Origin of the sequence: Acidisphaera sp. S103 (assembly GCF_009765975.1) — a bacterium.
Classification (GTDB): Bacteria; Pseudomonadota; Alphaproteobacteria; order Acetobacterales; family Acetobacteraceae; genus Rhodopila.
On the sequence record NZ_LMUJ01000013.1, the window covers coordinates 1 to 22,914 of the forward strand.

The 22,914-nt window shown below is 64.4% G+C and carries 24 protein-coding genes; 8 read left to right on the forward strand and 16 right to left on the reverse strand.

What is annotated here, in order from left to right; genetic code table 11:
• Positions 1–193: 193 nt before the first annotated feature.
• The 8 genes from GSQ89_RS00660 to GSQ89_RS00695 form a co-directional block, all read right to left on the reverse strand.
• A complete protein-coding gene (locus GSQ89_RS00660) occupies positions 194–487 on the reverse strand; it encodes a GIY-YIG nuclease family protein (protein WP_158920971.1) in 294 nt (97 codons plus the stop codon).
• 73 nt (positions 488–560) lie between these two features.
• The gene (locus GSQ89_RS00665; RefSeq protein ID WP_158920973.1) at positions 561–1,871 is read right to left on the reverse strand and encodes a pyruvate dehydrogenase complex dihydrolipoamide acetyltransferase; all 1,311 of its coding nucleotides are present in this window, start codon (positions 1,869–1,871) and stop codon (positions 561–563) included.
• A gap of 14 nt (positions 1,872–1,885) precedes the next feature.
• Complete coding sequence (locus GSQ89_RS00670) at positions 1,886–3,238, reverse strand: pyruvate dehydrogenase complex E1 component subunit beta (RefSeq protein ID WP_158920975.1); 1,353 nt, start codon at positions 3,236–3,238, stop codon at positions 1,886–1,888.
• A gap of 3 nt (positions 3,239–3,241) precedes the next feature.
• Positions 3,242–4,252, reverse strand: coding sequence for a pyruvate dehydrogenase (acetyl-transferring) E1 component subunit alpha (pdhA, locus tag GSQ89_RS00675; protein ID WP_158920977.1), 1,011 nt, complete (start codon positions 4,250–4,252; stop codon positions 3,242–3,244).
• Between the two features lie 313 nt (positions 4,253–4,565).
• Complete coding sequence (locus GSQ89_RS00680; protein WP_158920979.1) at positions 4,566–5,132, reverse strand: membrane integrity-associated transporter subunit PqiC; 567 nt, start codon at positions 5,130–5,132, stop codon at positions 4,566–4,568.
• Complete coding sequence (locus GSQ89_RS00685; protein WP_158920981.1) at positions 5,129–6,094, reverse strand: MlaD family protein; 966 nt, start codon at positions 6,092–6,094, stop codon at positions 5,129–5,131. Before GSQ89_RS00685 ends, GSQ89_RS00680 begins: the two co-directional genes overlap by 4 nt.
• Positions 6,091–6,876, reverse strand: coding sequence for an ABC transporter ATP-binding protein (locus GSQ89_RS00690; RefSeq protein WP_158920983.1), 786 nt, complete (start codon positions 6,874–6,876; stop codon positions 6,091–6,093). The genes GSQ89_RS00685 and GSQ89_RS00690 overlap by 4 nt, the downstream gene beginning before the upstream one ends.
• A complete protein-coding gene (locus GSQ89_RS00695; RefSeq protein WP_158920985.1) occupies positions 6,873–8,006 on the reverse strand; it encodes an ABC transporter permease in 1,134 nt (377 codons plus the stop codon). Before GSQ89_RS00695 ends, GSQ89_RS00690 begins: the two co-directional genes overlap by 4 nt.
• A 185-nt stretch (positions 8,007–8,191) precedes the next feature.
• Between GSQ89_RS00695 and GSQ89_RS00700 the strand changes: the two genes are divergently transcribed.
• The 4 genes from GSQ89_RS00700 (at position 8,192) to GSQ89_RS00715 (ending at position 13,199) form a co-directional block, all read left to right on the forward strand.
• Entirely contained in the window at positions 8,192–9,190 is a 999-nt protein-coding gene (locus GSQ89_RS00700) for a sugar ABC transporter substrate-binding protein (protein ID WP_158920987.1), read from the forward strand.
• A gap of 7 nt (positions 9,191–9,197) precedes the next feature.
• Complete coding sequence (locus GSQ89_RS00705; protein ID WP_158920989.1) at positions 9,198–10,703, forward strand: sugar ABC transporter ATP-binding protein; 1,506 nt, start codon at positions 9,198–9,200, stop codon at positions 10,701–10,703.
• A complete protein-coding gene (locus GSQ89_RS00710; protein WP_158920991.1) occupies positions 10,700–11,707 on the forward strand; it encodes an ABC transporter permease in 1,008 nt (335 codons plus the stop codon). Before GSQ89_RS00705 ends, GSQ89_RS00710 begins: the two co-directional genes overlap by 4 nt.
• A 151-nt stretch (positions 11,708–11,858) precedes the next feature.
• Positions 11,859–13,199 (forward strand): autotransporter strand-loop-strand O-heptosyltransferase, encoded by a 1,341-nt coding sequence (locus GSQ89_RS00715; RefSeq protein ID WP_158920993.1) that lies wholly within the window; start codon positions 11,859–11,861, stop codon positions 13,197–13,199.
• Here GSQ89_RS00715 and GSQ89_RS00720 read toward each other — a convergent pair.
• The 7 genes from GSQ89_RS00720 to GSQ89_RS00750 all read right to left on the reverse strand — a co-directional run bounded on the left by GSQ89_RS00720 (position 13,180) and on the right by GSQ89_RS00750 (position 17,362).
• Entirely contained in the window at positions 13,180–14,112 is a 933-nt protein-coding gene (locus tag GSQ89_RS00720; protein ID WP_158920995.1) for a ribose-phosphate pyrophosphokinase, read from the reverse strand. The two genes, GSQ89_RS00715 and GSQ89_RS00720, sit on opposite strands and share 20 nt — an antisense overlap.
• 380 nt (positions 14,113–14,492) lie before the next feature.
• Positions 14,493–15,086 carry a phosphatase PAP2 family protein gene (locus GSQ89_RS00725; protein WP_158920997.1) on the reverse strand — a complete coding sequence of 198 codons (594 nt, stop codon included), beginning with the start codon at positions 15,084–15,086 and terminating at the stop codon, positions 14,493–14,495.
• Between the two features lie 203 nt (positions 15,087–15,289).
• On the reverse strand, positions 15,290–15,721 hold the full coding sequence (locus GSQ89_RS00730; RefSeq protein ID WP_158920999.1) for a PAS domain S-box protein: 432 nt from the start codon (positions 15,719–15,721) through the stop codon (positions 15,290–15,292).
• Positions 15,718–16,296 (reverse strand): 5-formyltetrahydrofolate cyclo-ligase, encoded by a 579-nt coding sequence (locus GSQ89_RS00735; protein ID WP_158921001.1) that lies wholly within the window; start codon positions 16,294–16,296, stop codon positions 15,718–15,720. Before GSQ89_RS00735 ends, GSQ89_RS00730 begins: the two co-directional genes overlap by 4 nt.
• On the reverse strand, positions 16,296–16,757 hold the full coding sequence (locus tag GSQ89_RS00740; RefSeq protein ID WP_158921003.1) for an Rrf2 family transcriptional regulator: 462 nt from the start codon (positions 16,755–16,757) through the stop codon (positions 16,296–16,298). The genes GSQ89_RS00735 and GSQ89_RS00740 overlap by 1 nt, the downstream gene beginning before the upstream one ends.
• Before the next feature lie 2 nt (positions 16,758–16,759).
• Complete coding sequence (locus GSQ89_RS00745) at positions 16,760–17,194, reverse strand: group III truncated hemoglobin (RefSeq protein WP_158921005.1); 435 nt, start codon at positions 17,192–17,194, stop codon at positions 16,760–16,762.
• Between the two features lie 9 nt (positions 17,195–17,203).
• Complete coding sequence (locus GSQ89_RS00750) at positions 17,204–17,362, reverse strand: hypothetical protein (protein ID WP_158921007.1); 159 nt, start codon at positions 17,360–17,362, stop codon at positions 17,204–17,206.
• Positions 17,363–17,912: 550 nt separating this feature from the next.
• Here GSQ89_RS00750 and GSQ89_RS00755 point away from each other — a divergent pair.
• The 3 genes from GSQ89_RS00755 (at position 17,913) to GSQ89_RS00765 (ending at position 21,125) form a co-directional block, all read left to right on the forward strand.
• Entirely contained in the window at positions 17,913–19,190 is a 1,278-nt protein-coding gene (locus GSQ89_RS00755; protein ID WP_158921009.1) for an MFS transporter, read from the forward strand.
• A gap of 185 nt (positions 19,191–19,375) precedes the next feature.
• Positions 19,376–20,242 carry a DUF72 domain-containing protein gene (locus GSQ89_RS00760; RefSeq protein WP_158921011.1) on the forward strand — a complete coding sequence of 289 codons (867 nt, stop codon included), beginning with the start codon at positions 19,376–19,378 and terminating at the stop codon, positions 20,240–20,242.
• A gap of 91 nt (positions 20,243–20,333) precedes the next feature.
• A complete protein-coding gene (locus GSQ89_RS00765; protein WP_158921013.1) occupies positions 20,334–21,125 on the forward strand; it encodes an NUDIX hydrolase in 792 nt (263 codons plus the stop codon).
• A gap of 59 nt (positions 21,126–21,184) precedes the next feature.
• On the opposite strand, the gene GSQ89_RS00770 is transcribed toward GSQ89_RS00765, so the two are convergent.
• Complete coding sequence (locus GSQ89_RS00770) at positions 21,185–21,373, reverse strand: hypothetical protein (RefSeq protein ID WP_158921015.1); 189 nt, start codon at positions 21,371–21,373, stop codon at positions 21,185–21,187.
• A 681-nt stretch (positions 21,374–22,054) separates the two neighbouring features.
• Between GSQ89_RS00770 and GSQ89_RS00775 the strand changes: the two genes are divergently transcribed.
• Complete coding sequence (locus GSQ89_RS00775) at positions 22,055–22,882, forward strand: inositol monophosphatase family protein (protein WP_158921017.1); 828 nt, start codon at positions 22,055–22,057, stop codon at positions 22,880–22,882.
• Positions 22,883–22,914 lie beyond the last annotated feature (32 nt).

Below are 22,914 nucleotides of genomic sequence, written 5' to 3' on the forward strand. Positions count from 1 at the left end.
AGGGCGTGCCCGGACAGGGTGTCCTGATATGAGACAGTCTGATACCGTATCATATCAAGAAACGTGCCAGACAACCGTGGGCGTGTCCCGGCCATCTTCGCACCGACGGATGAAGCGCGGATGGCCGGGACACGCCCGGCTATGACGGGGAGAGGATGCCGGCCATGACGGATACGCTCGCGCCGACCCGCCATCACAGCATCTGTCCGTAGAGGTCGTTCCACTCAGGATTATCCTTCGTGATCAGGTTGATCTTCCATTGCCTGGGCCAACGCTTGATGTTTGTCTCGCGCTGGATCGCGGATTGGATGCTGTCGTGGTGTTCGAAGTAGACCAGTCGTTTCAGGTAGTACCTCCGGGTGAATCCATCGCTTGCGCCGTTTCGATGTTCCCAGATCCGTCGCATCAGATCATTCGTCACGCCGACGTAGAGAGTGCCATTCGGGCGGTTGGTCAGAAGGTAGATCCAGCCGCCCTTGTCTTGCATCACACCGCCTTTGGATGGTCCGTCGGTGCGTGGATGGCCGGGACACGCCCGGCCATGACGATAGAGGGTGCTCCTACAGCAGCAAGCTCAGCGGGTCCTCCACCACCTGTTTGAACGTCCGCATCCAGGTCGCCCCCAGGACGCCATCGGCGACGCGGTGATCCACCGACAGGGTGCACGTCATCACTGTCGCGACCGCCAGTTCGCCGGCGGCGTTGACGACCGGGCGTTTCTGACCGGCTGCCACGGCCAGGATGGCCGACTGCGGCGGGTTGATGATCGCGGTGAACGCCGACACGCCGAACATCCCCATGTTGGAGATCGAGAACCCGCCGCCCTGGAATTCCTCCGGTTTCAACTTCCCCGCTCGGGCGCGGCCGGCGAGGTCCTTCATCTCCCGGCTGATCGTCGCCAGCCCCTTATGATCGGCGTGCCGGATGATCGGCGTGATCAGTCCGTCCGGGATGGACACGGCGACGCTGATATCAACGTCCTCGTAGAGCGCCATCGCGTCCTCGGTCCAACTGGCGTTGACGCCCGGGACCTTTCGCAACGTCGTCGCCGCGGCCTTGATCACCATGTCGTTGATGGTCACCAGATACGCACCGGGCGAGTCCTTCGGCGGCGACTTGGCGTTCAACTGCGCGAGCAGAGCGATCATCGCGTCGATCTGGATGTCCATCGACACGTAGAACTGCGGGATGGTCTGCCGAGCCTCGGTCAGCCGGCGGGCGATGACCTTCCGCATCGATGTGTGGGGGACCAGCTTGTGCGGGGCGGTGATGGCCGCTGCCGGGGCCTTCGCAGCAGGGGTCGGTGCGGGCGCCTGGACCGGTGCTGGAGCTGCCGCGGCCGACCCACCTTTCTGCGCCGCCTCGATATCGGCGCGAACGATCCGGCCATTGGGGCCGCTACCGGTCAGCGCAGACAGATCGATGCCGACCTGGGCTGCCATGCGGCGAGCAAGCGGCGACGCGAAAATCCGATCTCCCCCCGCATGCCCGTTGGCGGCCTTCGCCGCGGGTGCGGGCGCCGGTGGTGGCGCGACCGGCTTCACCGCCTCCGGCTTTGGGGCTTCGGGCTTCGCCGGTTCCGGCGCGGCAGCCGACTTGGGGGCAAGTGCCGCGTCCGGTACCGCCTCGCCAGCATCCACCAGGATAGCGATCGGGGCGTTCACCTTCACGTTCTCGGTGCCGTCGCCGATCAGGATCTTGCCCAGCACGCCCTCGTCGACCGCCTCGACCTCCATGGTGGCCTTGTCGGTCTCAATCTCGGCGATGACGTCGCCGGCCTTGATGGTTTCGCCTTCCTTCTTCAGCCAGCGGGCGAGTGTACCCTCGGTCATGGTCGGGCTCAGCGCCGGCATCAGGATGTTGGTTGCCATGGTCGGATCCCCCGTCAGACGATCTTCTTCACCGCCGCCACCACCCAATCGGGCTGCGGCAGCGCGAGTTTCTCCAGATTCGCGGCATAGGGAAGGGGCACATCCAGCCCATGCACCCGCACTGGCGGTGCATCCAGCCAGTCGAAGGCGTGTTCGGTGATCTGCATGGCGATCTCGGCGCCGATGCCGGCGAACGGCCAGCCTTCTTCCACCGTGACCAGGCGGTTGGTCTTCTTCACGCTCTCCACGATCGTCGCCGTATCCAGCGGCCGCAGCGAGCGCAGGTTGATCACCTCGGCCTCGATGCCCTGTTCGGCCAGCGCCTCGGCCGCTTTTAGGGCGACGCCGACCATGATGCTGAACGCGACAATGGTAACGTCCTTGCCGGCGCGCTCGATCTTCGCCTTGCCGATCGGCAGGATGAACTCGTCATCCACCGGGCAATCGAACGTCTGGCCATAAAGAATTTCGTTCTCCAGCACGATCACCGGGTTCGGATCGCGAATGGCGGCCCGCAACAACCCCTTGGCATCAGCCGACGACCACGGCGAGACCACCTTCAGCCCCGGCACATGCGCATACCAACTGGCATAGCACTGCGAATGCTGCGCCCCCACCCGGGACGCCGCCCCGTTCGGCCCGCGGAACACGATCGGACAGCCCATCTGGCCTCCCGACATGTACAGCGTCTTGGCGGCACTATTAATAATCTGGTCCATCGCCTGCATGGCGAAGTTGAAGGTCATGAACTCGACGATCGGCCGCAATCCGTTCAACGCGGCGCCAACCGACATGCCGGTGAAACCGTGTTCGGTGATCGGGGTATCGATGACGCGGCGGGCGCCGAATTCATCCAGTAGACCCTGGCTGATCTTGTAGGCACCCTGGTACTGCGCGACTTCCTCGCCGATCAGGAACACGTCGGGGTCGCGGCGCATCTCCAGCGCCATGGCGTCACGCAGAGCCTCGCGGACGGTGATCGGCTTGGTCGGACCCCAATCCTTCTCCGGCGCTGCTTCGGCGACGGCCGGTTCTGGAACCTTCGCCGGGGCAGGGGCCTCGGCCTTCGGTTCGGCCGGCGCCTTGGCCTGCGGTGCCGCCGCCGGCTCCGCCGAGACATCCTCGCCATCGGCGCCCAGCACCGCGATCGGCGTGTTGACGGCGACGCCCTCGGTGCCTTCCTCAACCAGGATTCGGGCCAGCTTGCCCTCATCCACCGCCTCGACCTCCATGGTCGCCTTGTCGGTCTCGATCTCGGCGATCACGTCGCCGGCCTTCACGTCGTCACCAACGTTTTTCAGCCAGCGCGCCAGCTTGCCCTCGGTCATGGTGGGCGACAAAGCCGGCATCAGGATCTGGGTGGACATGGCTTAGCCCTCCACCAGCACGTCGGTGAAGAGTTCGGACAACTCGGGCTCCGGGCTGCTTTGGGCGTAATCGGCGGCGTCCTGGACGATGGACTTGATCTCGTCATCGATGGATTTGAAGGTCTTTTCCTCCACATCCAGCTCCTCCAGCCGGTGACGCGCGTTCTCGATGCAGTCGTGCTGCGTGCGCATCATCTGCACTTCCTCCCGCGTGCGGTATTTCGCCGGGTCGGACATGGAGTGCCCACGATACCGGTAAGTCTTCACCTCCAACAAATACGGCCCCTTACCCGCTCGGCAATGCGCCACGGCGATATCGGCGGCTTCCTTCACCGCCAGCACGTCCATACCATCGACCTGCGCCCCGGCGATGCCCCAGGGCGCGCCGTTCTTCGACAGATCGTGGCTGGCCGAGGCCCGCTCCACCGAGGTGCCCATGCCGTACTTATTGTTCTCGATGACGAAGACGGTGGGCAGCTTCATCAGCGCGGCAATGTTGAAGCTCTCGAACACCTGGCCCTGGTTGGACGCACCCTCACCGAAATAGGTCAGCGCGACGCGGTCGTTACCGCGATACCAGTTGCTGAACGCCAGCCCGTTGCCCAGGCTGACCTGGGCACCGACGATGCCATGCCCGCCGAAGAAGTTCTTCTCCTTGCTGAACATGTGCATGGACCCGCCCTTGCCGTGCGAGTAACCGCCCGACCGGCCGGTCAGCTCCGCCATCACGCCGCGGGCCTCCATGCCGGTGGCGAGCATATGGCCGTGATCGCGGTATGACGTGATGACCTCATCGCCGTCGCTGATCGCCAACTGCATGCCGACGACGACGGCTTCCTGGCCGATATACAGGTGGCAGAACCCGCCGATCAGACCCATGCCGTAGAGTTGCCCGGCCTTCTCCTCGAACCGCCGGATCAGCAGCATGGTGCGGTAGGCTTTCAGCAGCGTCTGCTGATCGACCGCCTTGTCCTTGGTCTTACCGCGCTTCCGCGCCTCGGCTGCCTGCGCCATGGTGACGTCTCCCGCTTCGGTTGCCAGTCCGGTTCATGGCTGACTAGCGGTATATCGGCAGGTTCGACAAGGATGCCAGGGCGGAAAAGATAGATGGTGCAACGCAATAGGTACCGTTAACCAGATTGTGGTTAACTGCTTGTGGTGCCGGTATTCAAGCCGTGATCCCTGTGATTGGCGTTACGTGTGGTGGCGCCTGGACGAAATATTCTTTCGTCGTCTCGGGGTTATTCGCAGAGACGTTGCCCATTTCCGGCGCAGGTGCCCGGCGACGACGGCAGCGGAACGGCCGACCTAGGCAACTGTCAGGCCCTTATGGCCGCCCTAACTGGATCGCGGCGGCCAACTGGTCCAGCACCTTCCCCAGCAACGCCACCACATCCGCATCGTTCGCGACCGGTCCGGTGGCGGTGAAATGGCCGCGGTCGCGGCGTGTCGGGATCTTGGGATCACGCGGCACGATCACCCAGTCGGCGTCCAGCGTGGCGGTGCCGGCGGCGGTCACGTCCAGCCGGCCGATGTTGACCTGGATGCGGTCGGTCGGGGTGTCGGCCAGCGGACGGTCGGTCACCAGTGCGTCCGGGCGGCGTTCGGCCAGGCGCTGGGTCAGCCGGTCGGTGATCCCCAGCGACATCCGGCTGGCCCACCGGCCCTTGGTGCTGCGGCGCAGCGTGCTGCCGTCACGAACGACAAGGTCCTCGGTATCGAGTTCATCGGGCATCGTCACCCGGGCAACGGTGATGACCATGGGGTGGGAACCAAGCGGGGCGGCCTCCGGGGCGGCGGGTGACGTGCCCAGCGTGTAAAGGCTCAGTGGTGGCGAGGCGCACGAAGCCAGCAGCAGGGCCGCCACCCACGGAAGAAACGATATTCGTTTCATGGTTTGCGTCCGGTCAGCAAAAGTTGCGGGTTATGCTCGACGTCGTTGGCGAAGCCGCGCAAGGACGCGGCGGCGGCGGCAAGGTCGCGCAGCGTGGCGTCGACATTCGCTCGGTCGGCAGCGCGATCGGACGTTATGCTCTTCAGGTCGCCGAGCAGCCCGTGCATTTGCGTGATGGACTGGTTGGTGGTCATCAGCAGGGTATGCAGTTCGGCGCCGCGCTGGGTCAGCTGCTGGCTGCCGGTGTCGGCGACCTGAGTGATGGCGGCCAGGGTGGTGTCCAGGCGGGATTGCAGCGTCTTGATCGCCTGGTTGACGGTGTCGACGGTCTGTCCGGATTTGTCCAGCGTGGTCTTCAGGCTGTCGATCACCGGCGGCAGATTGGTGTTCAGTTTCTCCGTCACCCCGCGCAGGCTTCTCAGGGTCGCGGTGGTGTCGTCCGCCAGTTGCCGCAGGGGAAGCTGGCTGAGCTGTTCCGTCGCCCTCTGGAACGTCGACTGCCTGGTGGGGATTTCCGGCAGTTTGGTGACGTCCTCGTGCAGGATCGGCGGGGAGGTGGGGTCGAAATCGAGGTCGATCTCCGACTGGCCGGTGACGAAGCTCTGCACGTTCAATTCGGCGCGCAGGCCGTGGGCGACGAGGTCCGGCAGGTCGATGGTGTCGCCGCCGCGCTTGCCCAGGATGGCGTGGCCGGGATCGATGGTGACCGTTACGGGGATATAGGCGATTCTGGTTTTCGTATCGTATTGAATGCCGATGCCGTCCACCGCGCCGACGCGGACGCCGCGGAACGTTACGGGTGCGCCGACCGACAGCCCGGCGATCGAATTCTGGAAGATGACGGCCGCTCGGATGCTGGGGTTGAACAGGTTGAACTTGCCGAACATGACGATGGCGGCCAGGCCCAGCACGAGGCCGCCCAGGACGAAGGCGCCGACGGCGGTTTGTCTGTTGGCGTTCATGACGGGGGGTGTTTCCCATCGGTCAGGGCTTCGGGACGCTCGCGCCGCATGAATGCCTCAACTTGCGGGATGGGGGAAGTATCACGCAACGACGCGGGGCTGCCATGGGCGATCGCGGTTTTCGTTTCGGCGTCGAGAAAGACTCCGTCATCGGCGATGGCGAACAGGCTGGGCAGTTCGTGGCTGACGATGACGATGGTGGCACCCAGCCCGTCGCGCAAATTCAGGATCAGATCGTCGAGCCGGCTGGACGTGATCGGATCCAGCCCGGCCGACGGCTCATCGAAGAACAGCACGTCCGGGTCCATGGCGAGCGCCCGCGCCAGCCCAGCCCGCTTGCGCATGCCGCCACTCAGTTCGGACGGCAACTGATCCAGCGCGTGTTCCATCCCCACCAGGCTGAGTTTCAGGCGCACCATGCGGGCGATGGCGGCGTCGTTCAGGCGGGTGAACATGCGCAGCGGCAGGGCGACGTTTTCGCCGACGGTCAGGGCACTCCACAGCGCGCCGCTCTGGAACAGGACGCCGAAGCGGCGGCCGATTTCGGTGCGGCGGGATTCGGGGGCGGCCCAGTAGTCCTCCTGTTCCACCCGGATGCTGCCGGCGGTGGGGCGCAGCAGGCCGACCATGGCTTTCAGCACCGTGCTTTTGCCGCAGCCGCTGCCGCCCATCACGGCGAAGATGCTGCCGCGGCGGACGTCGAACGACAGGTCGTGCTGGATGACCTTGGGGCCGAAGGCGAGGGTGACGCCACGCGCGGACAGCAAGGGCGTGTCGGTCATAGCCCCACCACATTGGCGAGAACGGCGAAGATCGCGTCCAGGGCGATGACCCCGACGATGCCGGTGACGACGGCGTTGGTCGCCGCGGTGCCGACGTCCGCGGCGCTGCGGCCTGCCTTCAGGCCGATGCGGCAACTGGTGACCCCGATCAGGATGGCGAAGGCGATACTTTTGACGAAGCCGAAGATGAACTGGCTGAAGGCGACGGCGTTCAGCGTCTCGTTCAAATAACCGGGACCGGTGACGCTCAGCATGGCGAGGGCGACGACAAAGCCGCCGAACATGCCGACGAGGCAGCCGTACAGGTAAAGGAACGGCATCGTGAACACCAGCGCCAGGATCGACGGCAGCACGATGTAATCGGCCACCGGGATGCCGATGACCTGCAGAGCGTCGATTTCCTCGTTGCCCTGCATGGTGGCGATGCGCGCGGCATAGGCGCCGCCGGTGCGGCCGGCCATGATGATTGCGGTCATGACGGCGGCCATTTCCCGCACCAAGGCTAGGCCGACAAGGTCGGCGACATAGATGTCGGCGGCGAATTTGCGCAGTTGCACGGCACCGACGAAGGCCAGGATGGCGCCCACCAGAAAATTGACGGTGCTGACGATCACCAGCGCGGACGGTCCGGCATCGCCGATATTCGCCAGCAGGTCCACGCCACGCATGCGCGCCCGGCCGGCCAGGGCGCGGGTGCCCCCGGTGGCGGCGGCGCCTAGCAGGGTGGTCAGGATGCCCAGTTCGGTGAGCAAACCAATGGTTTCGCCACCCAGCCAGGTCAGCGGGCGGAACCGGCGGCGCGGCGGCGCCACGCGGCCGGTGGCACTGTCGGGCAGCAGGCCGAGCAGCTTCTGGGCGGAGGCGGGCAGGGGGCTGGTGTCGATCGGGATGCCGGCGCTGGCCGCGGCGCGCTTGGCGTCCCAAAGGAACTCGATCAGCCCGCTGTCCCAGCGCGTGACGCCGGCGACGTCCAAGGTCAGGGTGTGGGCTGCCGCAATCGTGTCGGGGGTGAATTCGGGAATGCGGCCGGATTGCGCGATCCAGTCGCCTGTCAGCGTCAGGACGTCTCGGCCGTTCGCCTGGCGAAGCTGCCAGGTTGGGGGCGGTTCTGCTTGGGGCGAGGGCTTCAAATGGCGGTCTTCAGGTCCAGAAACGGGTTTGTTGTTGTTCGCATGCGTGGGGGACACCGGCAAGGTGCGTTGTGCAAGAGGGCCTGCTGGCTCGCGCCGGTGTGTGCGGATACCCCTCCCAAGATGGTTGCCCGGTCGTACACGGTCGCGTTAACGTCGACCCAACGAAACGGGGAGGACTGCCAATGGCCAACCGCAGGGGCATCTTGCAAGGCGCCGGCGTCGCACTGGCTGCGTTCGGGCTTGATCCGGCGCTGGCGCAGGAGGTGGGCAAGGTCGCCGGCCGGTCCGGCAAGCCGCTGAAGGCCGCATTCTCCAACGCCGGCCTGCAGGCGACCTGGTGCGCACAGGGCAAGCAGGCGGCCGAATACTGGGGAAAACTGTTCAACGTGGAGGTGACCTGGTTCGACGGTGAACTGGCCGCACAGAAGCAGCGGGCCGCGATCGACAACCTGGCCTCGCAGAAATGGGACTTCGTCGCGATCCAGGCCTTCGGCATCGGCACCCTGACCGCCCCGGTCAACAAGCTGATTGACGCCGGCACGCCGGTGATTGACATGGATACGCTGATCGCACCGCTCGACACGATCAACATCCACAGTTTTCTCGCCCCCGACAACGAATTCATGGGCTCCTCGGTCACCCAGGCACTTGTCGACGCCATCGACGGTGAGGGCACGATGATCATGACCCAGGGCGCGCTTGGTCACACCGGGGCGCAGGGCAGGGCGCGCGGCTTTCAATCGGTGGTTAAGAAATATCCCAAGATCCAGGTGTTGGACACGCAGCCCGCCGATTGGGACGTCACCAAGGTCGCTCGTATTTGGGAGACGTTGCTGACCAAGTATCCCAAGATCAGTGCCGCCTACTTCCACAACGACGACATGGCGCTCGCTGCCTACAACGTGATGAAGGCGCACAACCGCACCGAGATCAAGATCGGCGGCTGCGACGCAATGCCGCCCGCGCTGGCCGCGGTCAGCGACGGGCGCATGCTGGCGACCGTCCGCAACCCGTCCTGCCGGATCCACGGCGGCGCCATCGTGGCGGGTGTCGCGGCCGTCGTCACCGGCGAGAAGACCGGACAAGGCGGCATCCCCAAGAACATCATCGTCGATGGGCCGGTCGTTACCAAAGCCAACGCACCAGGCATGATGTGGATGGAGGAACACTTCCTGATCTGATCCGCCCGTGTCCGACCCAACGCAGCCGGGACTGCTGGCGCTTTCCGGGATCACCAAGGCGTTTGGCGGCGTGACGGCCCTGGGTGGCGTGGACTTCTTCCTGGCGGCGGGGGAGATCCATGGCCTGGTCGGCGAAAACGGCGCCGGCAAATCGACATTGATGAAAATCATCGCCGGCGTGCACACCGACTATCAGGGTGAGATGCGATTGGATGGCCGACCGGTGCGCCTCGCCTCGCCGCGCGATGCGCGCACCCGAGGCATCGGCATGGTGCATCAGGAACTCTCCATCGTGCCCGACCTCAGCGTCGCGGAAAATGTCCATCTGGGCGTGCAGCCCCTGCAACGCCTCGGGCTGATCGACTGGCGGGCGATGCGGCGCAGCGCGGCGGCGCACCTGGCCAACCTGGGGATCGATGTCGACCTCCGAGCGCGGATGGGCGACCTCTCGCTCGGCCTGCAGCAATTGGTGGAGGTCGCTCGCGTGCTGTTCTCCGGCGCGCGCATCATCATCCTTGATGAACCCACCTCGGCCCTCGCGCCACCGGAGATCGAGCGGCTGTTTGGGTTGCTGCGGCGACTGCGGGAGTCCGGGAAAAGCCTCATTTTCATCTCGCATTTTCTTGATGACGTGCTGTCGGTCTGCGACCGTTTGACGGTGTTCCGCAACGGCCATGCGGTGGCGACCGAAACCTGTGCGCGCATCGACAAACGTTGGATCATCGATCGGATGATCGGCACCGGGCACCAGGAACTGGAGGAAAGCTACCTCGCCGATATTCCGTTACGCAGCCGTCCGGGGGCGAAAGATGTGCTGCGGGTCGACAATCTTTCCCGAACCGGTGCCTACCGCGACGTATCGATGTCCGTGCGGGCTGGCGAAGTCCTGGGAATCTACGGGTTTCTGGGGTCTGGCCAGCTCGAGCTGGCGCGTACGCTGTTTGGTGTGTTGCGGGCGGATCGCGGAAGCATTGCGCTGGACGGGCGTGTCGCGCGTCTTTCGTCCACATCCCGGGCGCGGCGGGCGGGGATCGCGTTCCTGCCGGAAAGCCGCAAGATGATGCTGTTCGGCACCGAACCGGTGTTCAAGAACGTGACGATAGCGATATTGGGCCGCATTGGCCGCCTGTGGCTGCGCCCGGCCTCGGAGCGTTGGATCGCCGACGGACATGTGAAGCACCTGCACATCCGGCCGCCCGACGTGGCACGCCTGTTGGGCACGTTGTCGGGCGGCAATCAGCAGAAAGTCGCGCTTGCCAAGTGGCTGACGCATCTTCCCCGCGTGCTGATTCTCAGCGAGCCCACCCGCGGCATGGATGTCGGCGCCAAGGACGATGTGGTGAGGATCGTGCGGAACCTGCGAGACCAAGGTATCGCGATCCTGGTCGTATCGACCGAACCCGAAACGGTCCTGTCGCTCGCCGATCGGATTTTAGTGATGAAGAAAGGCCGCGTTGTGCGGGAGTTCGCCGATGAGCCGGTCAGCAAAGACCGATTGCTGGAAGCCGCATGAGTGACTCCCGAACCCGGATTGGCGTAACGAACTGGCTGCGCGGGCAACTCCGCAACGTCGCGCCGTTCGTGACGCTGATCGTGCTGGTGGCCTTCTTCTGGGCTGCCAGCGATTCCTTCGCCACGCTCGGCAACCTGCAAAACATCCTGACGCAGATTTCGGTGACCGGCATCATCGCCGTGGGGCTGACCTTCGTCATCCTGTGCGCGGAGATCGATCTGTCGGTCGCGAGTATCGCCAATGCGACCGGCATCGTGGTGGCCTATTTCACCGCCCAGGATGCCAGCGTCACAATCGCCAACATCCCGCTTGCCGGTTGGGCCGCCATCCTGATCGCGCTGGCGGCCTGCTTCGCATTGGGCGCGGTGAACGCATTCGGCCTGACGTTGATCGGCATTCCCAGCTTCATCATGACCCTAGCGATGCTACAGATCGGGGCCGGCATTTGCGCGCTGCTGGTGCGCGGGCAGATCGCCTACACGGTGCCGCCGCTGATCCTGACCCTGGGGTCGCGTTCGCTGGGACCGGTGCCCTGGATCGTGATCGTCGCGGCGCTTTTCCTGTTGGTGGGCCATATCGTCCTCACCTACACGCGCTTCGGCCGCTACATTTACATGACCGGCGGCAATCGCGAGGCGGCCGAGTATTCCGGCGTCAATGTCCGGGCGATCCTGTCCGCGGTGATGATCATCTCGGCGGTGTGCTCCGGCGTCGCGGGCATGTTGGGCGTGGCATATTTTGGCAGCGCGCAACAAAATGAATTCGACACGTACCTGCTCGATAGTATCTCGGCAGTCGTGGTGGGCGGAACCAGCCTGTTTGGCGGCCAGGGCGGTATCGGCAACACCATTATCGGCCTCTTCGTGCTGGGCGTGTTGAACAACGGGCTCGACCACGTCAACATCGACAGCTTTCTCAAGATATTGATTCGTGGGCTTATTTTGCTCGCGGCTCTGATTATCAACGTCTACGCGCAGCGGATGCGGACGGTCACCGCCGCATGAACGCGGGTTCAGGACAACGGCGCTCATCTTCGGTTCGGTCAGACCATCTGTAACCACAAAATTCATAGGCCCGTGGCACTGAGGCAATTGTGCTGGGCCCCTGGCAAGCCGATATAGGCCCACCGCGAGAACCAGGAGAGAACAAGACCGAATGGACGTGCCCGCCGCAATTCCGGATCAGTCTCTCTCCGCGGCCGCGGCAGACTCTGATGCAACGCCATCCGCCGCCGCCGCGCAGGCGCCCGAAACGGACCGGAAGCGACCCTACCCACCGCCTGCCGACTTGCCGACCCAGTTTGGTCCGAGGGGCATTCGCTTTGATTTCAACCACGGCGCGCGCGTCGTCCTGCCCGCCCGGACGGAAGGAAAGTGGCGCATATGTCTTCGCGACCTGGATACGGGCAACATCCTGTTCCAGACGGAGAACCGGGGCGCCTTCGTCAGGTCCTCCAAACGTTTCTTCGTCCGTTTCAGCGTCGAGGTGTGGGAACTGGACGCGGCAGGTCAGCCTACCGTGGTGCTGGCCCACGAATACGGCGCACGCGACCGCGACGTGCTGATCCAATTCCCGGTCGGCACGTTGGGCGACATCCTGGCATGGTTTCCGTACGCCGCCCGGTTCGGCGAAGTGCATGGCTGCCGGCTGACCTGCGCGATGTCCGGCCTGCTCATCCCTCTGCTGCGCGACGCCTACCCCGCCATCCGCTTCGTCACCCACGAAGAACTGACAGAGCAGAAGCTGGCGGAAACGGCCTACGCCACTTATTGCCTGGGCCTCTTCTTCGACGACGCGGAGAACGTGTACCAGCCCACCGATTTCCGCCATGTCGGGCTGCACCGCACCGCCGGCTACATCCTTGGCGTCGATCCGGCGGAGGAAGCGCCACGCCTCGGCTTGCCCGATGAGGGGCCGCCGATCGCCGAACCGTATGTTTGCATCGCGGCGCAAAGCTCGACGCAAAGCAAGAACTGGACGAACCCGTACGGCTGGCATGAGGTCATCGCGTTCCTGAAGGAGAGCGGCTATCGCGTGATCTGCATCGACCAGAAGCCGGTGCACGGTTCGGGCATTGTCTGGAACCACATTCCGCATGGGGTGGAGGATGAGACCGGCGACCGCCCGCTGATCGAGCGCGCGCGCTGGCTGCGGCATGCTGCCGCGTTCGTGGGTCTCAGCAGCGGCCTATCCTGGCTGGCCTGGGCAGCGGGCACCCCGGTGGTGCTGATCAGCGGCTTCACCCATCCGACCAATGAGTTCACCACGCCGTACCGGGTCATCAACTGGCACGCCTGCAACAGTTGCTGGAACGACGTGCGCCATCGTTTCGACCACAAGGACTACCTGTGGTGCCCGCGCCATGCCGGAACCCCGCGCCAGTTCGAATGCACCAGACTGATCACCGCCGCGCAGGTGATCGCGACATTGAAGCGCATACCGGGGCTGATCGAAGGCGATCCGGTGGCCGCGCCGCTCAATCGAACAGCGAGCTGACCGAACTCTCGTCGCTGATGCGGCGCATCGCTTCCGCCAGCAGCGGGGCGATCGTCAGCTCGCGGATGTTGCCGCAGCGCTTCACCTCCTCGGTCGCCATGATCGAGTCGGTGATCGTCATCATCTCCAGCGGAGACGACGCGACGCGGGCGACGGCGGCGCCGGACAGCACGCCATGGGTGACGTAGGCGCTGGCGGACCGGGCACCGCGCTTGATCAACGCGTCGGCGGCGTTGCAGTGGGTGCCGCCGGAATCCACCAGGTCGTCGACCAGCAGGCAGTCGCGGCCGGCGACGTCGCCGATGATGTTCATCACCTCGGAATGGCCGGCCCGTTCGCGTCGCTTGTCGATGATAGCCAGGTCGCAGTTCAGCCGCGTGGCGATGGCGCGTGCCCTGACCACGCCGCCCACGTCGGGCGACACGATCATCAGGTCGCGGCCCTCATAGCGTTCCTTGATGTCGCGGCTGAACAGCGGCGCGGCGATCAAATTATCCACCGGAATGTCGAAAAACCCCTGAATCTGGCCGGCGTGCAGGTCCATGGTCAGCACCCGGTTGGCGCCGGCCTCGGTGATCAGGTTGGCCACCAGCTTTGCGGAAATCGGGGTGCGGGAGGCGGATTTGCGGTCCTGCCGGGCGTAGCCGAAATACGGAATGACGGCGGTCAGGCGGCGGGCGGAGGACCGGCGCAGCGCGTCCAGCGTGATCAGCAGTTCCATCAGGTTGTCGTTGGCGGGGAAGGACGTGGACTGCATCACGAAGACGTCCTCGCCGCGGACGTTCTCCTGGATCTCGACGAACACCTCCATATCCGCGAAGCGCCTGATGGACGCCTTGGTCAGCGGCAGCTTCAGGATCTCGGCCACGGCCTCGGCCAGGGGACGATTGCTGTTGCAGGCTACGATTTTCATGGGGCGGACCGCTGCGATGAATGCCGAACCGGTCGGGCGCCGGAAACAAGCGGGCTTCTAGCAACCGATCTGTCACATGTCCATGAACGTCGCGCGCGGGCGGTTACTCAGTTTGAGGTCAGGCCACCCGGCGGTATCCGTAAAGCCACGCCGAAACATACATCCCAAGCATGCCAAGGGCAAAGCCGGCGGAAAACACGGTCAGGCCGTGCAGCCGGGGCGCTCCCTCCATCCATGCTATGCCGTTGAGCGCGGCCAGAACGATAACGACGCCGATCTCGTAAGCCGTAAGGGTGCATGTCAGCTTCCCGTCTATTTTCCTCCATCCGGGCGTTGGATGATAGCCCCACCCAGCCCGGTGCACTACCCGAGCGAGATCCTCAGTCGGCCAGCAGTTGCTGGTACACCGGTGTGCCGCGGCACACCGGGATGAAGTCGGTCACGCGCAGGGCGGTGTGCCGGATCGCCGCCTCGGCTGGCAGATGCAGGCCGTGGAATATCGTGGCGACCACCATGATCACCAGGACCAGTGGGGTCAGGCGCAATCTGGGCGGGGGGCTGGTGAAGCGCAGCAGCGCGGCCGCACCCGCCAGGCCGATCAGCGCGCCGAACAGGACCTCGGGCACGGTGTGAGTGCCCAGCACCAGGCGGGAGATGCCGATTGCGATGGCGGCCAGCATGGCGGCCGGCAGGATGCTGGTGCGGCGGTGGGTCAGCATGACCCCCAGCCCGCCGGTCACCACGGCCGCCGCGGCGACGTGCCCGCTGGGGCTGTGGACGTCCAGCGGGCCGAACACCGGGGAGCACGACAGGAAAACCAGCTTGAAGGCGATCGTGGCGGCGAAGGTGCCGGCGACGACCAGCAGCCAGGTCAGCGCGCCGTTGCGCCAGCCCTGTGCCGCGAGGACGATGGCCACGGCGAACACCAGAGGCAGGATGACGGCCTGGTCCGCGAAGTCGGTCAGATAACGCACGCGGGTCCCTATAGGCCAAGGGTGTTAAGAAATCGTTCAGACGGCAGCGGAACGCCGCGAAAAGCTAACCGTTCATCGCCGATTTCTACCAACAAGGCCAACTCATGATCGTGTGTCCGGCGTCAGGTCCTTCGGTGCCGGCGAAGCGCGCGGCGACGGATAACGAGCCTCAACCGACTTCAGGCGGCCGGCGGCAGCTCATGTCACGCGACCGGACCCTGCGACGCCGCGAGTTGTTTGCGCAGCGACCGCAGTTCCTCGAACCGCGCCGTCGCATCGCGCATGATCGCGGCGATTCCGGCCATTTGCCCGTCCGGACCGGTGAACGGCACGATGGTGAATTCAACCGAGATCCGCGTGCCGTCCTTGCGCATGGCCGGGACCGCCAGGATTTGCCCGTCTCCGTAACGGGTTTCCCCGGTCCGCATGGTTTCGTGATAGCCCTGCCAGTGCCGGGCCTTCAGGCCGGCGGGGATGATGATGTCGAGCGATTGGCCCAGCGCCTCCTGCTCCGAGAAGCCGAACATCCGGGTGGCGCCGGCGTTCCAGACGCGGATCGCGCCGGCCGCGTCGGCGTAGACGATCGCGTCGGGCATGCCGGCGACCAGTGTGCTGGCGAAATGGTCTGGTGTCATGGTTGCTCCAATGGCATGGGCGTGTCCGTCAGCACGGCGTCCATGGGAATGTCGTGCGTCTGCGGAAAGATCGTTTCCAGCGCGCTGAACGCGTAGCCGATCCCAACGACCATCGGCCGTCGCCGCAGTGAGGCCAAGGTCCGGTCGAAATAGCCGCCGCCGTAGCCCAGCCGGTAATTCGCTCGGTCGAACCCCACCACGGGCGCCAGCATCAGGTCGGGCAGCACCACGTCGCGCTCAGCCGGAACCGGAATGTTCCAGATGCCGCGGGCCAGGGGCTCGCCCTGGGTCCAGCGCCAGTATTCCAACGGCTCTTTCGGGGTCACGACCACCGGCAGACACAGGACCACATTGCGTTCCCCAGCCAGTTCGTTGGCCCAGGCCAGCAGGCTGATCTCCTGCTTGATCGGCCAGTACAGCCCGACCGATACGATGCCGTTCGCGGCGACGATGGCGCTCAGTTGCTCGCCAATGACCTCCGCCGCGCGCAGGCGGTCGTCGGGCGACAGCGATTGCCGCTGCCCCAGAAGCTGCGTTCGTTGCGCTTTGCGCCAGGCGTTGACCGTCGGGTCCATCAGGCGATCCCCCGCATCGCCGCCGGGTGCGGAACCAGTCCCAGCAGCGCGCCCAGTTGCTGCCGTGGCGCGACCAGATCGGCAAGAGTGTAGCGATCGAGCACGGCCAGGAATGCCGCGAGCGCCTCGTGCAGGGCGGTGCGCAGCACGCAGGCCCCGCCGATGGTGCAGGTCTCGGTGTCGCCGAAACAGGCCACCAGCTCCAGGTCCGGTTCGGTACGCCGCACCACCGCACCCAGGTTGATCGCGGCGGCCGGCTTGCCCAGGCGGATGCCGCCATTGCGACCCCGTATCGTCTCGATGTCGCCGGCGACACCCAGTTGATGCACGATCTTCATCAGATGGGTTTCCGAGATCCGATAGGTACGCGCGATCTCGGCGATGGTGGCGGGGCGGCCGGTGTCGACCGCCAGATACATCAAAGTACGCAACGTGTAATCGGTATAAGTGGTCAGGCGCATGGCTACGCTCGGTTTTGCGGTGCGGGGCGAGGGGCAAGCCCGTCCGGCGGCGCCCCCAGCCGGTGGAATATCGCGAGTTGCAGACTGGTGGCAATGCGATTGGCCTTGTCCGCGAACAACGCCGCCTGGTCTGGCGCGAACAGATCGGTCGCGGTGGCCTCGAACAACGCCAGCCAGCGCGCGAACATCGGGCGTTCCAGACTCTGGACGGCGCGATGCACCGACACCGGATTGCCCGAATAGCGACCCGAGGTCAGCATGACCGACGACCAGAAGTTCCGCATCGTCGCCAGGTGTTTCGGCCATGCGTCCTCGGCGATCGCGGTTTCGAACACCGGACCCAGAACGGGGTCGCGGCGGATTGCGGTATAAAACCGGTCGATCAACACGGCGATCGCTTCTTCGGTTATGGCGATCAGGGGGGCGGCGTCGGACATCGGTGGCCTTCAGTAAATGACGAGAACAATCAGCAGGGCAACGAAGTTCCACACCAGCATGTTGATCAGGGTGCGGATCATCATGCGGTCGTCGCCAGCTTGCACGTGGCAGGCGTCGCAGATCTTGTCACCCGGGTAGAGGAAGGTGCGTTCCAGGATGTGTCTCATTCCGTCATCCATAAGATTTATTTCTAATGTGGGTTATACCGGGGTGGTGCGATAAAAGCAATATCCTAAATGCAGCTTTACCGACGGCGAGCGTCTCGGGCGGTGACGATCTGGGGCACTCTGCTGTTCGGCAACGCCGGGAAACGATCGCTTCAGAGTGTCAGGGTGCCCGACATTCCGGTTTCCGTGCCGCCCTCTCAAGTTCATCCCGAGCCCGACAAAGTAATCAAGCGCACACAGAGTCGCACCGAGTTGGCACAAAGTTCCACTGAGAAAGAACTATAGCGTTTGGCACCGTTGATTTGCCTTTCTCGACCTCTCCACGGCGCGGGCTGTCCCGTTACATGCGGCAGGACGCATTCCTCCTCGGTGCAACTCTGTGTCAGCTTGATTACTTTTTCTCCGCCAGCAAAAGCCACCAAGCGCACCCCCACCAACCCGAAATCCCCAACAACACCGGCATCTGCCATGCGCGCGTTGCAATACGTAACACTATCCAGCGGAAGAAAGAACGTTCTACAATTCAACGCCCGAACGAAAAGAACCACCCATGATCCACGCCAGAATCGCAAGAGCCTGCTCCGGCCGTGTCCATTATGCCTGGATCACCCTGGCGGTCGTGTTCACCGCCATGCTGGCCGGCGTCGGCGTCCGGGCGGCACCCGGCGTCATGATCGTGCCGCTGCAGCAGGCGTTCGGATGGGATGTCTCGACGATCTCCGGCGCCGTGTCGCTCAACATCATCCTGCTGGGCGCCACCGGCCCGTTCCTGACCGGCCTGATGCAGGTCATCGGCCTGAAGCGCACCATAATCGGCTGCCTGACAATCCTGATGACCGGCACCGCCCTGTCCACGTTCATGACCCAGCCGTGGGAGTTGTTCCTGACCTGGGGCCTGATGGTCGGCATCGGCTCCGGCGCCGGCGCGGTCGGCATTGCCGGTGCGGTCGCCAATCGCTGGTTCGTGCATCGCGCCGGCCTGGCGATGGGGCTGCTGAGTTCGGCCAACGCGGCGGGCCAATTGATTTTTCTGCCGTTGCTGGCGCTGCTGGTGCAGCACTATGGCTGGCAGGGTGTGTCCATCGCGCTGACCGCGGCGATCGCGCTGGTTATCCCGATGGTCATGCTCTTGCTGCCGGAATCCCCGGCCTCGGTCGGGTTGCCGGCCTATGGTGGGACGGCAGTGGAGCCGATCCGGGCGTTCAGCGGCGAAAATCCGTTCGGCGTGGCATTCGGGGCGCTGAACCGAGCATCGAAATCGATGGATTTCTGGCTGCTGTGTCTGACGTTCGGGATCTGCGGCTTTTCCACCAACGGACTGATCAACACGCATCTGATCGCGTATTGCGCCGATCACGGTATCAGCCAGATGAACGGCGCCTCGATCCTCGCAGTGATCGGCCTGTTCAGCCTGATCGGGTCGACCGCATCGGGATGGCTGTGCGACCGTTACAGCCCCCGCGTGCTGCTGTTCTGGTATTACGGGCTGCGCGGCCTGTCGCTGGTGATCGTGCCGTTCAGCGGGTTCGATCCGCTCAGCCTGTCGGCATTCGCGGTGTTCTACGGCCTGGACTGGGTCGCCACCGGACCGGCGACCTTCGCGCTGAGCAATGAGGTGTTCGGTCGCCGCGACGCACCGGTGATCGTGTCGTGGATCTTCGCCGCGCACCAGGTCGGCGGCGCATTGGCGGCGTTCGGGGCAGGGGCGGTGCGCAGCCTGTCCGGCAGTTACATGATGGCATTCATCGCCAGCGGCCTGGCCTGCCTGATGGCCTCCATGCTGGTGTTGAGGGTAACGCCGCGCGGGGCGGTGGCGGTGGCGGAGTAATCAACCTGCATCGGGGGATAGTCGCCCGGGGATAAGGTTTGCGGGCGCGGTTCGAAAACCGCGTTTCACGCGTATTTTATCAAAAATATTATATCTATGGTTGTAACATGATGATTGTATGCAATCTACATATGCAGACAATCGTGTGCCATGGCGAACCCAACTCGACTCCGCATTGAAACGCGATGACCGCGGGGATCATCCGTGTGGGGATTTCCGGCTGGACCTACGAGCCGTGGCGAGGAATTTTCTACACCAAGGAGATCAAGCGCGAACAGGAACTGGCTTATGCCGCCAGCCGGCTGCGGACCCTTGAGATCAACGATACGTTCTACGGCTTGCAGCGGCCGGAGACGTTCGCGGGCTGGGCCGACCAGGTGCCGGCGGATTTCGTGTTCGCGGTCAGGGGGCCTCGTGTCATCACTCATATTCTGCGGCTGCGCGACGTGCGCGTGCCGCTGGCGAACTTCCTGGCCTCCGGCCTGCTGCGGCTGGGTATCCACCTTGGCCCGATCCTGTGGCAGTTCCCGCCGAATTTTCGGTTCGATCCGGAGCGGCTGGGGGCGTTCCTGAAGATGCTGCCGCACGATACCGGCCATGCCGCCGGCCTGGGCCGCGGCCACGACAAAACGCTGCGCACACCCGCCTGGCTGGAGGTCGAAACACGGCGCCCGATGCGCCATGCCATCGAGATCCGCCACGAGAGTTTCCGCTGCCAGGCCTTCATTGACCTGCTGCGAGCGCACGACGTCGGCTTGGTTTGTGCTGATTCGGCGGCCTGGCCGCGTCTGATGGATGTCACATCTGACTTCGTCTACTGTCGGCTGCTGGGATCGCGGACGCCGCAGGCCGGCGACTATGACAACGCCGCCCTGGACGAATGGGGCCGCCGGATCAAAATCTGGGCCGCCGGCGAGGAGCCCGCAGACGCCGAACCGGTCGGCGGAAAGGCTCGGCCGCGCAAACGCGATGTGTTCGTGTTCTTCGACAACGACAGGAAGGTGCGCGCACCCGCCAACGCAATGGAGTTGATTCGCCGCCTGAAGCCGTGACCGGCAGGCAGCCATCGGGTACAACACGGCACTGACTCGGCGGTCTTCAGGCATTCTGTCCCGCGCGATCATGCCTGAACAGGAAAAGACCATGGAAGCGACTGCCAGACCTGCCGCCACGATCATGCTGCTGCGCGACGGACCCTCGGGGATCGAGGTTTTCATGGTGGTCCGCCACCATGCCATCGCGTTTGCGGCCGGCGCCCTGGTTTTTCCCGGCGGGCGGCTGGAAGACAGCGATCATGACCTCGCGGTCCGCAACTGCCCGAACCCGGATGGGCTGGACCCGGAGGCACTGGCATTCCGGGTCGCCGCGATCCGGGAAACCTTCGAGGAGTGTGGCGTGCTGCTGGCGCGCCCGCTCGGAACGGACCGGCTGATCGACGCGGCGACCCTGGCGCGGCTGGAGGATCAGCACCGCGCCGCGCTGAACGCGGGCTCGATCGATTTCGATGCCGTGCTGGGATCCGAGGGGCTGCAGCCCGCGCCCGATCTTCTGGTGCATTTCGCCCATTGGATCACGCCGACCAACCAGCCGAAGCGCTACGACACGCATTTCTTCCTCGCCGAGGCACCGGCGGAACATCTGGCGGTTCACGATGGCGGGGAAGCGGTGGACTCCCTATGGATCACACCCGCGCAGGCATTGGCGGACACCGAGGCGGGGCGGTTCAAGCTGGTTTTCGCCACCGCCAAGAATTTGGAAAAACTCGGTCGAGCCGGCACCGTGGCGGAAGCGATGGCAGCGGCTCGAGCAGCGACCGTGGTGACGGTGCAGCCGCGAGGCACAAAACTAGAGGGAACGAGGCGCCTGATGCGCATCCCGGCAGAGGCCGACTATGGCGGCAGTGAATTCATCGTCGATTTTATGCCGGGGTCCTGATTTGGCGGCATCCGGGCCGCCGGCGGGTTATTGGACTGGATGGCGTTGCGCCGATCCAGTCAGGCGACCATACGGACGGGGGCTCGGGCTTCAAAAGCCTCGGCGAAACGGGTGCAAACCTCGCGTGCGTCGGTCTCATCGACGTCGTCCACACGCAGATACAATTGATTTGTCAGACGTTCGTATAGCCCCTCGCCGTTGCGTGAAAAGAACCGGGTTCCGGGAACCGGTTGCCACACATCGTTCATGATCGTCCCTCCTGGGCATCGCCCCTGTGGCCAAGTCCATCACCGCGTGGTGAGGCTTCCGCGCATTGCGAGCGTTTCGGACAAAGACATCATTTTGTCAATATCCCTCCGGCTAAAGATCAAACACTTCTACCAAGTCCGAGTCGCTTTAATATAATGGTGGTCAACATTTCGTGAGCATAGCATTCTGTGTGCATCGCAGCATGAAATCATGTCCTGACGACTGTATTCGATGCGGATTATTACCGGCATTACCGTCCGCAAGATGACCCGTGGCCGGCGGAGGACTTGCCAGGGTCTCTTGCCGACGGTTTCTATTTTGGGAAGAGATGCAATTTTTACGTTCTGACCCGGCGCCTCCTGATTCGTCATGGCCCGGCGTCAGTCCGGGCCATCCGCCCCAGTAAGGTCCCGGATCAGATGGTCCGAACTTCGCCGGCCCAAGACAAGACTAACGTGCCAACATCGACGTCGGCCGGCACAGTCGACTTCAGCTCGGACAGACATCATCAGGTTGATACCGTTCCTCCACAGCATCCGGCGATACCACATCGCGATCCCGACCCATTACTTCACAGGACTATTTCGCATCATCTCCGGCTCGGCCATAGGCACGGATACCATCGGGCGGTAGGATCGACCCTGGCGGCGTTCCTGCCGGACCCACGGAGGAAACGGGCGATGACATTCACGCAACAGGACGTGGTCCGGATTGCGGATATCCTGGCCGAAGCCGCCCGGGTCGAGATCATGCCGCGGTTCAAGGCGCTGACGGATGGCGAAATTCGGCATAAATCCTCGATCTTCGACCCGGTGACCGAGGCGGATGAGGCGGCTGAACGCCTCATCTCGGCTGCGTTACAGGCCAGTTTCCCGGGGGCGCTGATCGTGGGTGAGGAAGCGGCATCGGCCGATCCGTCGCTGCTGGATCGCCTGGACGCTGCGCCGTTGGCGTTCGTCGTCGATCCGATCGACGGCACGCGCAATTTCGTGGCCGGATTGCCGCTGTTCGGGGTGATGGCGGCGGCGATCGTGCGGGGTGAGGTCGTGGCCGGCGCGATCCACGACCCGGTCTGCCGGGACACCGTCCAGGCGGTGAAAGGCGGTGGCGCGTGGTTCTGTCGTGACGGCCGGCCGCCTCGACGGCTGCATGTCGCGGCCGCGGCACCGCTGGATCGGATGGAGGGCATCGTCGGCACGCATTTCCTGCCCGAACCGATGCGGACGATGGTGCTGAACAACTTGCCTCGGCTGGGATCGGCCACCTGGCTTCGCTGTGCGGCGCACGAGTATCGGATGGCGGCAGCGGGTTTCTGCCATGTGTTGTTCTTCAATCGCCTGATGCCCTGGGATCATGCGCCAGGGTGGCTGCTGCATCGGGAGGCCGGCGGGTACAGCGCCCATTTTGATGGCAAGGCGTATCGGCCGGCGCAGACCGTGGGCGGCCTGATCTGTGCGCCGGACCAGGCAAGTTGGCAGGCTGTGCGGGATGGGTTGCTGGAGGGGTAGCCTTTTCGTCCCTCCCTCAAAGGCTAAGCCGC